Source organism: Enterococcus canis NBRC 100695, from assembly GCF_001544375.1.
Classification (GTDB): domain Bacteria; phylum Bacillota; class Bacilli; order Lactobacillales; family Enterococcaceae; genus Enterococcus_H; species Enterococcus_H canis.
Genome location: NZ_BCQJ01000001.1, coordinates 289,742 through 305,593 on the forward strand (window position 1 = coordinate 289,742; position 15,852 = coordinate 305,593).

At 42.6% G+C, this 15,852-nt stretch carries 14 protein-coding genes; 2 read left to right on the forward strand and 12 right to left on the reverse strand.

Going from position 1 to position 15,852, the window contains the following annotated elements; translation table 11 throughout:
• Positions 1–88: 88 nt before the first annotated feature.
• The 4 genes from lepB to ECA01S_RS01435 form a co-directional block, all read right to left on the reverse strand.
• Positions 89–643, reverse strand: coding sequence for a signal peptidase I (gene lepB, locus ECA01S_RS01420; RefSeq protein WP_067389974.1), 555 nt, complete (start codon positions 641–643; stop codon positions 89–91).
• A 127-nt stretch (positions 644–770) separates the two neighbouring features.
• Positions 771–2,492 (reverse strand): ABC transporter permease/substrate binding protein, encoded by a 1,722-nt coding sequence (locus tag ECA01S_RS01425; RefSeq protein ID WP_067389977.1) that lies wholly within the window; start codon positions 2,490–2,492, stop codon positions 771–773.
• Positions 2,485–3,678, reverse strand: coding sequence for a quaternary amine ABC transporter ATP-binding protein (locus ECA01S_RS01430; protein WP_067389980.1), 1,194 nt, complete (start codon positions 3,676–3,678; stop codon positions 2,485–2,487). Before ECA01S_RS01430 ends, ECA01S_RS01425 begins: the two co-directional genes overlap by 8 nt.
• Positions 3,679–3,849: 171 nt before the next feature.
• Entirely contained in the window at positions 3,850–4,473 is a 624-nt protein-coding gene (locus ECA01S_RS01435; RefSeq protein ID WP_067389983.1) for a GntR family transcriptional regulator, read from the reverse strand.
• Between the two features lie 136 nt (positions 4,474–4,609).
• On the opposite strand from ECA01S_RS01435, the gene ECA01S_RS01440 reads away from it, so the two are divergent.
• Positions 4,610–5,206: a nitroreductase family protein gene (locus ECA01S_RS01440; protein ID WP_067389986.1), complete on the forward strand. Its 597-nt coding sequence runs from the start codon at positions 4,610–4,612 to the stop codon at positions 5,204–5,206.
• A 121-nt stretch (positions 5,207–5,327) separates the two neighbouring features.
• Here the strand turns inward: ECA01S_RS01440 and ECA01S_RS01445 are convergent, their stop codons facing one another.
• The 7 genes from ECA01S_RS01445 to ECA01S_RS01475 form a co-directional block, all read right to left on the reverse strand.
• Positions 5,328–5,789, reverse strand: coding sequence for a hypothetical protein (locus ECA01S_RS01445; protein WP_067389989.1), 462 nt, complete (start codon positions 5,787–5,789; stop codon positions 5,328–5,330).
• 97 nt (positions 5,790–5,886) lie between these two features.
• Positions 5,887–6,255, reverse strand: a complete 369-nt coding sequence (gene dhaM, locus ECA01S_RS01450) for a dihydroxyacetone kinase phosphoryl donor subunit DhaM (RefSeq protein ID WP_067389992.1) — start codon at positions 6,253–6,255, stop codon at positions 5,887–5,889.
• Positions 6,248–6,826 (reverse strand): dihydroxyacetone kinase subunit DhaL, encoded by a 579-nt coding sequence (gene dhaL, locus ECA01S_RS01455; RefSeq protein WP_067389995.1) that lies wholly within the window; start codon positions 6,824–6,826, stop codon positions 6,248–6,250. The genes dhaM and dhaL overlap by 8 nt, the downstream gene beginning before the upstream one ends.
• A gap of 12 nt (positions 6,827–6,838) precedes the next feature.
• A complete protein-coding gene (dhaK, locus tag ECA01S_RS01460; RefSeq protein ID WP_067389998.1) occupies positions 6,839–7,822 on the reverse strand; it encodes a dihydroxyacetone kinase subunit DhaK in 984 nt (327 codons plus the stop codon).
• Between the two features lie 198 nt (positions 7,823–8,020).
• The gene (gene pyk / locus ECA01S_RS01465; RefSeq protein WP_067390001.1) at positions 8,021–9,778 is read right to left on the reverse strand and encodes a pyruvate kinase; all 1,758 of its coding nucleotides are present in this window, start codon (positions 9,776–9,778) and stop codon (positions 8,021–8,023) included.
• A gap of 77 nt (positions 9,779–9,855) precedes the next feature.
• Complete coding sequence (gene pfkA, locus ECA01S_RS01470) at positions 9,856–10,818, reverse strand: 6-phosphofructokinase (protein ID WP_067390004.1); 963 nt, start codon at positions 10,816–10,818, stop codon at positions 9,856–9,858.
• A gap of 174 nt (positions 10,819–10,992) precedes the next feature.
• Positions 10,993–14,250: a DNA polymerase III subunit alpha gene (locus ECA01S_RS01475; protein ID WP_067390007.1), complete on the reverse strand. Its 3,258-nt coding sequence runs from the start codon at positions 14,248–14,250 to the stop codon at positions 10,993–10,995.
• A gap of 144 nt (positions 14,251–14,394) precedes the next feature.
• Between ECA01S_RS01475 and ECA01S_RS01480 the strand changes: the two genes are divergently transcribed.
• Positions 14,395–14,577, forward strand: coding sequence for a YjzD family protein (locus tag ECA01S_RS01480; protein ID WP_067390011.1), 183 nt, complete (start codon positions 14,395–14,397; stop codon positions 14,575–14,577).
• 60 nt (positions 14,578–14,637) lie between these two features.
• Here ECA01S_RS01480 and ECA01S_RS01485 read toward each other — a convergent pair whose 3' ends face one another.
• Positions 14,638–15,837, reverse strand: a complete 1,200-nt coding sequence (locus ECA01S_RS01485; RefSeq protein WP_067391076.1) for a multidrug efflux MFS transporter — start codon at positions 15,835–15,837, stop codon at positions 14,638–14,640.
• Between the last annotated feature and the right edge of the window lie 15 nt (positions 15,838–15,852).

Here is a 15,852-nt window from a genome sequence, read left to right on the forward strand (position 1 = left end):
GCCTATTTTATCATAAAGAACATGCATTCGGGACAAAAAGACCGTTCCACCAACTCTTTTTACAGAGCAGTCGAACGGTCTTTTCATTTTAATTAGTTGAGATAGTGCCGAAATGGCTCGGCGGCCAAAAGACGAATTTTACATCGCCTAAGATTTTTTTCTCACTGATGAAGCCAATATGGCGACTATCTTTTGAGATACGGCGATTATCGCCCATTACAAAGAGATAGCCAGCTGGTACTTGTGTTGCCGGTAAGTAATCATCTAGCTTAAAATTATCTGTTAATGGTTGTCCATCCGTTAATTTCGCTTTATAAGCATCCAGATAAGGCTCATCTACTTCCTTACCATTGATCAACAACACATCATTTTGATACTCAATCGTATCGCCAGGTAGTCCAATTACACGTTTAATATAATTTTTGCCTGGATCATCGGGAGCTGGAAAGGTCACGATATCGAACCGTTTGATATCGGTATTTTTCAGAGCAATGACCCGTTCGCCATCTTCTAGCGTTGGATCCATTGAATCTCCTTTTACGATTACTGGCGTAAACACAAAATAACGCAATAATAGTAAGACTACGCCTAGCCCTACGATGAAAAAGGCTGTGTTCAGCCATTCCTTATTTTTCACCATCATCCCCCCGAAATCTATCATAGAATAAGTTTACCACAATTTCAGCTAAGATAGCGGAAACGATGATTCCTTTACAAAAAATTCATACTTAAAAAAACGAGGACCGTCGCAACAGTCCTCGTCTCATCACTTATTTTTGCCACTCGGCCACTTTATCTTGGTTCGCATCGATCCATTCACGAGCGGCTTCCTGTGGGGTTTTTCCTTCATTAATTTCCAGCATCACACTGTCCATATCCTCTTGATCCCAATGAAATTGATCCAAGACGCGGTAAGCTTCAGGTTGATCCTCTTTCAAGCCTTTACGTGCCATCGTGTGAATCCGTTCAACATCTCCCATCGTGCCTTTAGGATCTTCTAAATATTTCAAATCATATTTCGAGAACATCCAGTGGGGCGACCAGCCTGTAATCACGATGGGCTCTTGTTTCTTAATAGCTTGATCCAAGGCCACCACCATCGCGCCGGACGAAGATGCTTCAACGCTCCAGTTGGCTAAGTTAGGATAAGCTGCCACGGTAGCTTCTGCCGCAGCCATCACCCCAGCACCAGGTTCAATACCAGTGATTCCTTGATTGGCTTCATTGGTTAAGTCTTCAATAGAATCTACATTCATATAACTAGGTACCACTAAGCCAAGCTTAGCCCCCACTAAGTTTTCACCTAGATCCTCTAGACCATCCTTGTATTGGTTGTACTGCGCTTCATGGGTTACTGGCAGCCATGCGCCGACCATTGCGTCTGACTCACCTCGTGACACCGATTCCCACATGATGGCATTATCAACTGGGGTAATATTAACGGTATACCCCATATCTCGTAAGGCTTCCGCTACTACATTGGTTGAAGCAACCTCCGTGTCCCATTCCACATAAGCTAAATTGATGGTTTTGCTGTTATCGCCAGAAGCAAAGGCACCGCTGACCACCGCCAGTACAATCACAGCCACAGCTGCAATGCTCCCAATAACGGTTTTCTTGACTTTCGTATTAGCGGTTTTAGCTTTACGAGTTGTTTGCTTGTTAAGATTTTGAGTAAAACGGTCAATGATAATCGCTAAAATTACCAGTGAAACACCACTTACAAAGCCGTTTCCGACTTGGGCATGTTGTAGAGCCGATAAAACGCCGCGCCCTAGTCCAGGTGCCCCAATCATGGAAGCAATTACGACCATTGATAAGGCCAGCATCGTTGTTTGGTTGATCCCAGCAAAGATCGTACTACGAGCTAAAGGCAATTCCAATTTGAATAGTTTTTGCCAGCCGGTACCTCCAAAGGAATCAGACGCTTCCACCAATTCTTTCGGGACTTGACGAATCCCTAAGTTAGTAAAACGAACCGTTGGTGGTAAAGCGAAGATAACCGAGGCAAACACCCCAGGCACCATACCAATACCAAAGAAGGCCACCGCAGGAATCAAATAAACAAAGCCGGGCATAGTTTGCATGAAATCCAAAATTGGTGTGATGATATTTTGAGCCTTTTCACTTTTAGACATCAAAATTCCTAATGGCACCCCAATCAAAATAGAAACCAGACTGGAAATCAAGACGAGCGTTACGGTGTTCATAAGCTCTGTCCAAAGACCTTGATTATAGATAAAGAGTAGACCTAACGTTGTAAAGACAGTAAGTCCCCATTTTTTCTTGCTTAAGAAGAAGGCTGCCACTGCCATCAACACGATGAATAATAGTGGCGGAATCACCATCAATAGATTGGTCATCCCTTCCATAACGACGGTTCCGAAAGATTGCAAGAAAGAAAACAATCCGCCAAACGTACCGGTTAACCAGTTAGTAAAGTTTTCGACCCAGTCAGCAACTGGGATTGCTTGTTGTAAGAAATTAGCCATTTACTTGGACCTCCTCTGTTTCTGCTAATGATTCAATGACACTTCCGCGAATCACGACACCCAGTAGTTTGTCATCCTCCACCACTGCCAGAGGGGTTGGTGAATCATAGATCATATTGAAAATGTCGTTGACCACCATATCTTTTGTAATCTTCGGCACGGTTTTCTCTAAAACATCTCGTAAACCCAAACCATTGGTTCGCGCTTCCCGCGCTTTTTCGGCGGTTACCAACCCTTTAAGTTTTCGTTTCTTATCCACTGCCAATAACATGCTGACTTCTTCTTTCCGCATACGGTTTAACGCAACATTCGGCCCATCCACATCAATATTTGTCGTAATAGCTGGGATCATGATATTCGCAGCAGTCAATACTTTCGAACGGTCAACATCCTCGACAAATTCGCGGACATAATCATTGGCTGGATGGGTGAGAATCTCCTCGCCTGTGCCGATTTGCATGATTTCGCCATCTTTCATAAGCGCAATCCGATCACCAATGCGCAAAGCTTCATTCAAATCATGGGTGATGAAAATAATGGTTTTTTGAACATTGGCTTGCAAGTCCAACAACTCATCCTGCATTTCGCGACGAATCAACGGATCTAATGCTGAGAAGGCCTCATCCATCAGCAAAATCTCAGTATCATTGGCCAATGCTCGTGCCAAGCCTACCCGCTGTTGCATCCCGCCAGACAATTGATCTGGGTATTGATCCTTAAAGGATAACAGTCCTGAATTATCCAGTGCTTGTTCCGCTTTCGCCTGACGTTCTTCTTTGGGAACACCGCGAACCTCTAAGCCGTATTCGGTATTCTCAAGAATCGTACGGTGGGGAAATAAGCCAAAGTTTTGAAAAACCATATTAACTTTATGGCGTCTTACCTCCCGTAATTCTTCCTTATCCATTTTTGAGATATCTTTTCCATCTAAATAGATACTACCTTCCGTTGGTTCAATTAGACGATTCAATAAACGAATCAACGTCGACTTCCCACTACCAGATAAACCCATAATGACGAAGATCTCGCCTTCATTGACAGTAAAATTCGCATCATAAACACCAACAGTGGCATTCGTTGCTTTTAAGATATCTGTTTTCGATTTATGTTGAGCCATCATTTCTAAGGCTTGTTGTGTCTTTTTACCAAAGACTTTTGTCAGGTGTTCGACCCGGACCTTTTCCATACCAACATCTCCTTGTTTTCATATAGTTTCTTTTCATTTCAAAAAGTGACCACATCAGATTAACATCGTGTGGTCACTTTGTCAAAAAAAGGCAAAACAAAAAGAAACCCTTGTTATAAAAGGGCCTCTTGCCGATTTTGTATCTTTATTCAGAAAAATTCTTATCAAATTTTAATTTTTATAGAAAAAATGCGTCATGCGTTGTAGTGCAAATTCATTGCCGACGAAGTAAAGGATATCACCGGCATGAAGCATGGCGTAAGGACCTGGTGATAGCAATAATTCTTCTTTTGTTTGGATCGCTACTACTGTGCCTTCCGTTTCCTGCCACAAATTCAGTTCACTAATTGTTTTTTCTAGATGTAGCGCTTCTTCCGTTAGTACCAGCTCAAATGGCAGAAAAGGATTTAATTGATGAGTTCTAGTCGTTTGATTGATTAATTGGTCAACTAGTCCCGTCAAATTTTGCCACTCTTTTTGTTGGGTTTCTATAGTAGCAACAATTTCTTGTTGAATATCTTTCATGGACTGTACATCCCGGTATTGTGCTAAATAGGATTGAGCTTTATCTTTCGACGCCACATAGGCGCCACTGCCGTGCTTGACCTCCATAATCCCCAAATCAACCAATACATTGATAGCCTTACGCGCGGTTTCTGGCGAGACATTGAACGTACTAGCCAGCGTGGAGCGGGCGTGGATTTTATCACCGACTTGATAGCGGCCCTCTACAATACGTTCCGCAAGCTCAACGGCAATTTGCTGATATCTAGCTTTTACAATTTTGCGATTCATCGGATCCCCTCCTACTTTTATAGTAACGGAAACTTTTTATTTAGCAAACAAAAATCGTGAGCATAATTCTTTACTTACTTTTTGTAAGCTGATATAGTGTGTCTTGTAAATCATTAAAAAAAAGGTGGAATTTCAAATGACAAACTTTACAGACGCTTTAACAAAACGCCGTTCAATCTACGCATTGGGCAAAAATACAGAACTTAACGAAGATCAAATCGTTGCTTTAGTAAAAGAAGTTGTACGCCAAAGCCCAACAGCGTTTAACTCACAAACACAACGTGTCGTTGTTCTATTCGGCGACAATCATGAAAAAGTATGGGACATTACCGAGGCAGCTTTGAAACCATTAACTCCTCCAGAAGCATTCCCTAACACACAAGCTAAATTAGCTGGCTTTAAAGCCGCTAAAGGTACAATCTTGTTCTTCGAAGACCAAGATGTTGTGAAAGCATTACAAGAACAATTTGAATTATATGCTGAAAACTTCCCAGTATGGTCAGAACAATCAACTGGTATTTCAAGTGTAAACGTATGGACTGCTTTAGCGCAAGAAAACATTGGCGCTAACCTACAACATTACAATCCAGTTATTGACGAAGAAGTTGCTAAAGCTTGGGATATCCCAGCTAACTGGAAATTACGTGGCCAATTAGTCTTCGGTTCAATCGAAGCTGACGCTGGCGAAAAAGAATTTATGGAAGACGACGAACGTTTCCGTATCTTCAAATAAGCTTTTGATAAATAGCTAATCACTACTAACCACTGCGACACGAAAAAAAGTGTTGCGGTGGTTTTTTGCTAAACAAAAACCCATGAAAAGACGAGAATAGTCTTCTTTTCATGGGTTTTACTCATTGTTTTGCGTCAGCAATCTTTTGATTGATGAAAGCCATTAATTCTTCTTGGGTATAATTGAACAACATTAGCGGACTACGGTAGCGACCAATGACAAATTGGGCTTTTGTTTGTTGTTCATTTTTGGGATTTTTGCCTACTAACACCTGCGTCAAGCTGCCATAATCCACCACACGATTTCCTAGCGAATTGGCCACAATCCCTTCATCTGATAAGCCTTGGGCCGTAATCATAAAACTAGCAACCGCAAAGGTAGAAGCAACACCACGCCACAGTTGGTCGGGTGTTTGAGCATGGACAACCGTCAGATAGAAAACGAGAGCGGTAATTAGCAGTAATCCTAGGCGGCGTTTATTGGACATTGTTGCCTTAATCACTAAAGAGCGGCGTACCACAAAAAAGTAGGCATAGAGTAGAACATCAAATGCTAATAACAAGAGTGTAAAAACAGAAATCATAGTATTCCCTTCATTTCTTTTAATGAAATTAAGTGTAACAGAATACCTTGATCCCCGCAAGAAAGGGCCCACATTATCCATGTGAGCCCTGATTCTCTTATTTTACTTTTAACGGTGCTAATTGGGCCTCGATATCTTCAACCGACGAACCGGCTTGGAGTAAGGCACCGGCTGTATAAGCACTCTCCACAAAGGCTGTATCGTGTAAATGAATGGTTTTTTCACTCATTTCAATCGCCATTTCCAAATTCATTTTAGCACTACCCAAATCATAGAAAGCTAAAATTTCCTCCGCATCCAAATCACTGATGGCTTGATTGATGGCATCAAAGCTAGTGCCGACTCCATTTTCTGGCAAACCTGCGGCTACGATGATGGGAACATCCGCTGCTACTTCTTTGATCAAGCGCTCAATACCAGCCGCAATTTCATGAACATGTGATACTAATAAAATCCCTTTACTCATTGAAAACACCTGCCTCAATCAAAGATTCAAAGAAATATGCTGAAGACATTGCCCCCGGGTCGATATGACCTTTTGAACGCTCCCCTACATAGGAAGCGCGACCTTTTGTGGCGATCAATTCTTTGGTGTCCTCCGCGAATTGTTGGACTTGTGCTTCTGTTAAGGAGCCAGCTTTTAGTGCCGCAACAGCTGGAATCCATTCATCTAGCATAGTTTTTTCACCAGCTTCAGCTTTACCGCGTTTTTGGATTCCGGCAATCCCAGCCTCCAAAACAGTAGCTGGATCGGTTGTTTCAGCACTCTTCTTGCCCATTTCCATCATAGCTGTCCCGTATAAAGGTCCTGAAGCGCCCCCAACTTTGCCAATCAAAGCCATCGCTGTCTTTTTGAATATATCCGGTACGTCGCCGGAAAGATCACTCGCCATAACGGCTGTCATACCGCGTGCCATATTATTGCCATGGTCACCATCGCCAATAGGTGTATCTAGTTCACTTAAATAGTCTTTTTGTACTTGAATCTTATCATTAAATAATGTCAGTGCTTTTCGTAATGTTTCTGCTGTTAACATAATTTTAACCTCCTACCAACTAATCGTATGGACCTCTTCATTCAGAGCAGCTACCCACTCTTCTTTCGTTTTGATTAGGGTCAAAGAAAGTCCCTGCATTTCTAGTGAAGTCATATAATTACCGACTTTACTGAAAGAGATTTCTAAGCCATCTTGTCCTAATAATTGTTTGACGTCTTGGAAGAAAATAAATTGTTCCATTAAAGGTGTCCCACCCATACCATTAACCAAGACACCATATTTTTCCCCTTCTTGCCATTCAAAAGCGGCTTTTAGCTTAGAAACGATTTCTTCCGCCATCTCATGAGAAGTTTTGATTTTCTCACGACGGTATCCTGGTTCTCCATGGATACCAACGCCATATTCAATCTCGTCATCTCCTAAGGTGAAACCAGGTTTGCCAACTTCTGGCACAGTTGCGCCGGTTAGCGCAATCCCAATTGTTTTAATATTCTCGACTAATTCCTTACCTAAGTCTGCCAGTTGGGTAACGGAGGCGCCGTTCCGGGCATAGGCTCCTAAAATTTTGTGCACTAAGATGGTTCCGGCAACACCGCGCTTGCCTTGGGTATACGTACTGTTTTCCACGGCAATGTCATCATCTACCAGAACAAAGCCTGTTTCAATATCCTCCATACTGGCCATATCTTGCGCCATTTCAAAATTCATGACGTCACCTGAATAATTTTTTACAATCAATAAAACACCTTTTCCTTGGTCAGCGTCTTTGATTGCTTCAAAGATTTGATCTGGCGTTGGTGAGGTAAATACTTGCCCGCAAACTGCCGCACTTAGCATACCATCGCCAACAAAACCAGCATGGGCTGGCTCGTGACCACTACCGCCGCCACTGACTAAGCCTACCTGTGCCGCTTGCTCTAACCGGGCAATCACACTGGTGTCCGGCAGGCGTTTAACAAAGGTGGGATAAGCCTCCGTCAGTCCCTTTAGCATTTCATCGACAACGTCCGCTGGTGCATTGATAATCTTCTTCACGTACATTCATCCTTTCTGAATAAAACGTTTTCATTACGACATCTTAAGTGTACCTTTTTATAGGAAGAACCGTCAACCATAGCGGTAAGGTTTGTTATGGAAAACTATTTTGCCCAGCTTGCGGTCCAACTGAACCGTTTTGTTTTCTCCATAAAAACGAAAAGAGACAGAACCGAAGTCCTGTCTCTCGTGGATTCATTAGATAGCAGTTGTTGCGCCACGGTATACGATACCACGACGAGGGTCAACTGTAATCAATTCGTCATTTTGGATCAAAGTAGTAGCTTCTTGAGCGCCTACGATGACTGGAATGTCTTTCGCGATTGCGACAACAGCCGCATGAGAAGTCAAACCGCCTTCTTCAACGATCAAAGCAGCTGCTTTGTCGATTGCTGGCATATAATCTTTATCTGTTGTTTTCACAACTAAGATGCTGCCTTCTGTTGCTTTTTCAGCTGCTTCTTCAGCAGAAGTTGCGACAACAGCTTTCGCAATTACAGAGCTTTCGCCAATTCCTTGGCCTTCAACTAATTTAGAACCAATCATTTGGATCTTCATCAAGTTTGTTGTGCCTCTTTCACCAACTGGTACACCAGCAGTGATGATGATCAAGTCGCCTTCTTGTGCGTAGCCTTCGTTTTGAGACACGTGAGAAGCTAAGTTGAACATTTCATCTGTGCTACCTGGTTTTTCAGCAACTGTTGGGTAAACGCCCCATGACAATGCCAAGCTGCGAGCTTTTTGTTCGCTGAATGTGATTGCCACAATATGTGCTTTTGGACGGTATTTAGAGATCATACGAGCAGTGTGACCAGATTCAGTCGCAGCCACAATTGTTTGAATCCCTAAGTTACGAGCAGTATGGCCAACAGATTGACCAATTGCTTCTGTCATATCAGTCTTAGAGTAAAGTTTCAATGCGAAGGAGTCTTGGTTTACAAGTGCTTCTTCAGTACGAACAGCAATACGTGCCATTGTTTGAACGGCTTCTAGTGGGTAATCCCCAGCAGCAGTTTCACCTGATAACATAACAGCATCAGTTCCGTCGTAGATAGCATTGGCAACGTCATTTGCTTCCGCACGTGTTGGGCGAGGATTACGTTGCATTGAATCTAACATTTGTGTTGCAGTAATAACTGGTTTACCTAAAGCGTTACATTTTTTGATTAATTCTTTTTGAACAACGGGTACGTCTTCAGTTGGAATTTCAACACCCATGTCCCCACGAGCAACCATCAAACCATCAGAAACTTTTAGGATTTCGTCAATGTTGTCGATACCTTCTTGGTTTTCGATTTTAGGAATGATTTGGATATGCGTTGCGTTTTCATCTTCAAGAATCTTAGTGATTTCTAAAACGTCAGTGGCGCGACGTACGAAACTTGCAGCGATAAAGTCGATGCCTTGAGAGATACCGAAACGAATATCGTTCGCATCTTTTTCAGTGATACCAGGTAATTTGACAGCAACGCCAGGTACGTTTACACCTTTTTTGTTTTTCAGAACGCCTTCGTTTTGAACTTTTGTTACGATTTCGTTTGCTTCGCGGTCGATATCGATAACTTCTAAGTCAATCAAGCCATCATCTAACAAGATGTGAGAACCAACGTTAACATCGTTGATTAATTCAGGATAAGTGATAGAGAATTTTTCTTTTGTTCCTAACACTTCTGTCATGGCGATTCGTACTACATCACCGATTTTTAATTCGATGGCGCCATTTTCCATATCGTTTGTACGGATTTCAGGACCCTTTGTATCCAGCAAGATTGCCACACGTTTACCAGTAATTTTTACTGCTTCACGAATGTTTTTGATACGGTTGCCGTGCTCTTCGTAGTCTCCGTGTGAGAAGTTCAAGCGGCAGACGTTCATTCCTGCATTGATTAAGTTCACTAGCATATCTAATGATTCACTAGCTGGTCCGATAGTACATACGATCTTTGTTTTTTTCATTACCAAATCGCTCCTATTCCTATTTTGTATAGTCACAAGGTTCATCCTTGAGTTTACCGATAGTTGGGTGTTGCCTCTTAAAATGAGATTTGTTGGTTTAAATCGAACAATGAAAGATCTGGTTTGTGCTTGTTGTTTTCCAATGTATCAACGATATCAGCAGAAATCATTTCGTTATTGGCGATTCCAATACACAAGCCGCCTTTTCCTTCTTTCAACAAATCAACAGCGTATGCGCCGAATTTACTTGCTAAGACGCGGTCACGAGCAGATGGAGAACCACCACGAACAACGTGTCCTAAAACAGATACGCGTGTATGGAAATTACCGTATTCAGATAATTGACGAGCAAATTCTTCCCCGCCCATTACGCCTTCAGCTACGATGATCAAGCAATGTTTTTTACCACGATCGCGGCCTTCTTGGATGCGTTTTGCTACAATAGCCATGTCAAAGTCATGCTCTGGAATGATGATTTCATCCGCACCGCCGGCTACGCCTGACCATAAAGCGATATCGCCTGCGTCACGGCCCATTACTTCAATGACAAATGTCCGCACGTGAGAAGTTGCAGTATCACGGATACGGTCAACAGATTCCAAAACAGTGTTGATAGCAGTATCAAACCCAATGGTGAAATCAGTTCCTGGAATATCATTATCGATTGTTCCTGGAATGCCGATTGCTGGATAGCCGCGTTTTGTCAAGGCCATTGCACCATGATAAGAACCGTCTCCTCCGATAACGACTAAACCTTCGATACCGAATTTTTTCAATTGTTCAATCCCTTTTAGTTGTCCTTCTTCTGTTGCAAATTCAGGATAACGTGCAGAGTATAAGAATGTTCCTCCGCGTTGGATTTTATCGCCTACGTCTGCTACATCTAAACGACGGATATCTCCGGCAACCAAGCCAGCATAACCGTAATTGATTCCGTAAACTTCCATTCCTTCATAGATTCCTTTACGAACGACCGCACGAATCGCAGCGTTCATCCCTGGCGCATCTCCGCCACTGGTCAAAATAGCAATGCGTTTCATCTTCTCTTTCACCTCATTATTATACTTTCAGCAAATCAAGATCTGCTGATGCTTCACTTTTAACTTAACCACGAGGACTATTTTACCATTATTAACACGAAAAGTCTTGGGTGAAACCAAAAAAATGAAAAAAATCATGAAAGCGTAGAGTAGTTTATACTAAAAAGCTTATCTCTAACGAAAAACAACATTTGCTATTCCTAAAAGTTCTTGCAGATTAGCTGCTAATTCAGGGGAATGTGTGACCCATAACTCTTCTCCCAGCATGATTCGTTTCTTACTAGCCGTATAGACGAGCATCACTGGAACATGACCGTGGTGTTGCTTCAACAAGCGTTGCAACTGCCGCATTTTATCAGGCGCTTCTTGCTCCGGTAAAATACGCAAATAGCATGTTTCTTCTGCAAGCTCTGCTTCTACTACAGCAGCTAATTGAATTTTCTCCACTAGTACTTGTTTTTCCTGATTGTATTTGCTTTCCTCTACCTTGCCTTCCACATAATAAACTTGATTTTCTTGTACGTCTTTTTGCACATGACGAAACAGCTTGGGGAACAAGGTCAAGGAGATTTCGCCGGTCATATCGTCGCCTTCAACAAAGGCCATCCCTTCGCCTCGTTTAGTACGAATCGTACGGATATCTTTTGTATAAATTAGAAAGCGGACTGCTTGATTTACTTCCAAATCAGCAATATCTTGTATCCTTAAGGTTCTGCGAATCTTAGGAAATTCTGTTGTTGGATGTCCTGAAAGATAGGTTCCTAAGTATTCATCTTCCCGTGCAAGCTTTTCTTCCAACGGATAATCTGGTAACTCTTCTTCTTTCAGCGCTAATACTTCTAATAGATCAAGACTGCCGCCACTATAAACTACATTTTTGATTTTCCCTTCCAGCTCTACCACTAACTGTCGGCGATTATTGGCTAAGGAATCAAAAGCGCCTATCAAAATTAAAGGTTCCAAGAGGTCGACCTTCAACCAACGAGGATCAATTCTCAGTAGAAATTGATCAAAGGATGTATAAGGACCATTTGCCTTCCGCTCGTCCACAATATTCTGGATAAAATCTCGCCGCATCCCTTTTAGAGAGCTGAAACCAAATAGAATTTCTTTGGGCCCTAATAGGTGAAAGCTATAATAACTGCGATTGATATCTGGTGCTAAAATCTTCACATCATTTTTACGGGCCTCATTAACATATTCTTTGATTTTTTTCGTATTATGACGAACCGAATGTAGCAACGCCGCGTAAAAGGGAGCTGGATAGTGCACCTTCAGATACGCCATCTGATACCCAACGAAGGAGTAAGCATAAGCATGGGACTTGTTAAATCCATAATTGGCAAATCGTTCAATATAGTCATAGACATGCTCTGCCACTTGCCTTTGATACCCCTCCTGCAAGGCTCCGTTGACAAAGTGCTGCCGTTCTTCATCGAGGACGTCTTTTTTCTTTTTGCTGACTGCCCGTCGTAAGATGTCCGCTTGACCCAAGCTGAAACCGGCCATTTTAGCAGCAACTTGCATAATTTGTTCTTGATAAACGATAACCCCATAGGTACTTTTCAAGATTGGTTCCAGTGATGGATCTGGGTAATCGATTGGCTCTAGACCTTTTTTACGGCGAATGAAAAGGTCAATATTTTCCATTGGTCCTGGACGATAGAGGGCATTGACCGCCGCAATGTCATCAATACTAGTAGGCCCGAGTTTCCGTAAAACATTGCGAATACCACTGGACTCAAATTGGAAGACGCCCGTTGTAGCACCAGCCTGAAAGAGCGCCAATGTTTCTGGATCATCTAAAGGCAAGTGATGCAAATCAACCTCCTCATTGAAGACTCGTTTAATGGACTGCAATGTATTATCAATGATAGACAAATTTCGTAAGCCTAAGAAATCCATCTTCAACAAACCAATTTTTTCCACATCGTTCATCGTATACTGCGTCAGCAAAATATCGTTACTACCAGCTTGTAAAGGAACCAATTCTAAAAGATTCTGGTCGGACAAGACTACACCCGCCGCATGAGTTGAGACGTGGCGTGGTAAGCCCTCCAACTGTTGCGCTACTTGGAACATCTGCCGATTGCGTTCGTCCTCATTCACGAGCTGTTGCAGTTTGTTAGAAGTTTCATACGCCTTGCTTAGTGTCATTTTCAGGGCATTAGGAACGGCATTTGACCAACGATTGGATTCACTGGGTGACAGACCAAAAACCCGTGCTACATCCCGCAATGCCATCTTAGCCGCCATCGTTCCAAAGGTCGCAATTTGCGCCATATGCAGCTGCCCATATTTTTCTCTCACATAGTGCAAAATTTGTTCTCGTTTGTTATCAGGAATATCCAAATCAATATCAGGCATTGTGAAGCGTTCTTTATTTAAAAAGCGTTCAAACAGTAAATCATATTGAATAGGATCCACGTCTGTGATTTCTAAAACATAGGCCACTAATGAACCTGCCGCAGAACCACGACCAGCCCCAGTTACAATATTTTCACGATGAGCGTACGCCATGACGTCCCAGACAATCAAAAAGTAATCGTCAAAGCCCATCTCGTGAATCACAGATAACTCCATCGCCAACCGTTCTTTATAAATATCCGTCGTTTCAGCGACACGTTGCGGCAGCGCCTCCCAACACAAACGTGCTAAAAGCTCGTGGGCGGGCTCTCTCGTTGGGTAATGAGGCAATAAAGTCTGATGGAGCGGTAACTCCCAAGATATCTGCTGGGCGAATTTTTGGGTGGCAGCAATAATTTCTGGAGTTTCAGCTAAACTCGCCAGAACTTGCTCTTCAGCAGGCAGAAACTCCCTTGCCGTCGTTTGTTCCAGCTCCAAGCGCGTTCCCTGCTCAATATGCCCCAGCACCTCACAGGCAAAGGCCTCATCAGGTCTTAAATAACGCACACGATGGGTGTAAACTTGGACCGCCTTTAATTGCTGCGCCAGCTCATGTCCAGTCTGATCATTTGCTGCTACACCTAAATAAACTTGCCGAAACTTTGTTGTCAGCTTTTGGTATAGCGCTGGGTCTTCTAACAAAGCTGCCCGTCCTTCTAGTGGAACAATGGCTAATAAATGGTCCAACTTTTCTTCTGGCAATTGAAGTGCTGTTTCGACTCGCACCATGCGCTGCGAAGACAAACGCATCAATTGTTGGAATCCCATGGCGTCACAAGCATAAAGCAGCAGTTGGCTCTGCGCTTCTTCATAAGGTGTATAGGTTAAATCCAACCCAATGATGGGCTTGATGCCGGCTTTCAGACAAGCCTCATAAAATTCGACGGCACCATGCAACACATTTTTATCCGTCAGCGCCAAGGCTTGATAACCCTGTGCTTTGCCATATGCCACGTAGTCAGAGATCCGAACCGTACTGTTCAGCAGCGAATACGCACTATAAGTATGTAATTGTGGGAATGGCATCGTACGTTCCTCCATCTCGATTAATTGTGTAATTCATCTCTTCATTATATAATAGAACTGAAAATAAAGGATGAAAAAAGCTGAACTTTACTTTACATTTATTTAATTTATGGTAGACTGTGTTCTGGAAAAGAGGTGTCAAAGATGCGTTATGTGATCACAATGTTTTGGGCATTACTGCTAGGCCAAGTAGTTGGTTATATCGGTGGGGCCTTGACTCAAGGAACCTATGATTTTACGATGACGACGATCATCTCTTTCGTTGCCGGTATCGTTATTATTTTGATTGGGGAACTTTCTCAACCAAAAAAAGAATCTGTCAATTAACAGCGAATATAATAAGGAGTTGGCATTGCTGCCAACTCCTTTTTTTATCCATCAAGTCTCTTAGATATGATCTTTTCTTAACCAATTGCGGAAATTAAATAGTGACAAGCAAATATTTCCCAAAACAAAGCAGGCAGTCGCAATAAAGACCGCTGGATAACCAAACCCATGGGCAACCGTAGAACCGACCATCGGACCGAATACCTGCCCAAAATTACTAAACATTTGATTATAACTATACACTCGACTCACACCTTCTGGGGGTGTAATTTTGCTGATTAAGGTATTGATTGATGGCATCAAAGCGCCAGTTGAAAAGCCCAAGATAAAACGCAATAATCCCAACTGAAAGGGTGTTTTGACAAATGCCATGGGAATGTAACACAACATTGAGAGAAACAAACCTACGATCAATATTTTATGATTGCCGATTTTATCACCTAATCTACCCAATATCGGAGAAGAAAAAATGGCCGAAACACCGGCGGCCGAAACAATCAAACCGCTGACAAACAAGACATTGCCAGTGTTATCACTTAATGAGCGAATATAAAGCGTTAAAATTGGACTGATACTAGTAACACCTAATTGCAGGATCAGTGTTGTCACAAATAAACCAAACAAAATTGAAACGTGATCCATTTTCCCAAAGATTTCTTTGGTGGAAATCATCTCTCTTTTTTCGATTGGTTCAAAGTCTTCCTTCACTAAAAAGATCGTCAAAAGTGTGGTAATCAATAAAACACTTCCGGTAATGATAAAGACATTCTCCATGCCAAACCATTGAGCCAATGCACCGCCCATTGAAGGGCCAATTAGGTTGCCGGCAATCGCACCAGTTGAAAGCGTCCCTAAAGCCCAACCGCTTTTCTCCTTCGGCGCCTGAGAAGCAATCATAGCTGTCGCGTTGGGGATGTATCCGGACAAAATACCATTCAAAAAGCGCATGACCAAAAGCCAATAGACGTTTGGCACAAACGCTAGTGACCCCATTGTAAACGTCATTCCAGCTGCGGCCCGAATCATCATGATTTTGCGTCCTTTACGATCCGCCAAATTTCCCCAAATTGGCGCCACGATTGCGGCCGCAAAGGCTGTTACTGAAATGGCTAGCCCTGAGAATAATTCTATTTGATCTTTAGGCGTTCCAAGTTGTTCCACGTAAACTGGGATAAACGGCATCACCAAACTAATACTAGCTCCTGTAAAAAAACATCCCAGCCACGCCACCATCAAATTTCGTTTCCAATCTATTTTCACACTCAGCACCTCGCA

Coding starts and splice junctions, on each gene's coding strand:
- lepB (WP_067389974.1), bottom strand. CDS start 643: ATGATGGTGAAAAATAAGGAATGGCTGAACACAGCCTTTTTCATCGTA.
- ECA01S_RS01425 (WP_067389977.1), bottom strand. CDS start 2,492: ATGGCTAATTTCTTACAACAAGCAATCCCAGTTGCTGACTGGGTCGAA.
- ECA01S_RS01430 (WP_067389980.1), bottom strand. CDS start 3,678: ATGGAAAAGGTCCGGGTCGAACACCTGACAAAAGTCTTTGGTAAAAAG.
- ECA01S_RS01435 (WP_067389983.1), bottom strand. CDS start 4,473: ATGAATCGCAAAATTGTAAAAGCTAGATATCAGCAAATTGCCGTTGAG.
- ECA01S_RS01440 (WP_067389986.1), top strand. CDS start 4,610: ATGACAAACTTTACAGACGCTTTAACAAAACGCCGTTCAATCTACGCA.
- ECA01S_RS01445 (WP_067389989.1), bottom strand. CDS start 5,789: ATGATTTCTGTTTTTACACTCTTGTTATTAGCATTTGATGTTCTACTC.
- dhaM (WP_067389992.1), bottom strand. CDS start 6,255: ATGAGTAAAGGGATTTTATTAGTATCACATGTTCATGAAATTGCGGCT.
- dhaL (WP_067389995.1), bottom strand. CDS start 6,826: ATGTTAACAGCAGAAACATTACGAAAAGCACTGACATTATTTAATGAT.
- pyk (WP_067390001.1), bottom strand. CDS start 9,778: ATGAAAAAAACAAAGATCGTATGTACTATCGGACCAGCTAGTGAATCA.
- pfkA (WP_067390004.1), bottom strand. CDS start 10,818: ATGAAACGCATTGCTATTTTGACCAGTGGCGGAGATGCGCCAGGGATG.
- ECA01S_RS01475 (WP_067390007.1), bottom strand. CDS start 14,250: ATGCCATTCCCACAATTACATACTTATAGTGCGTATTCGCTGCTGAAC.
- ECA01S_RS01480 (WP_067390011.1), top strand. CDS start 14,395: ATGCGTTATGTGATCACAATGTTTTGGGCATTACTGCTAGGCCAAGTA.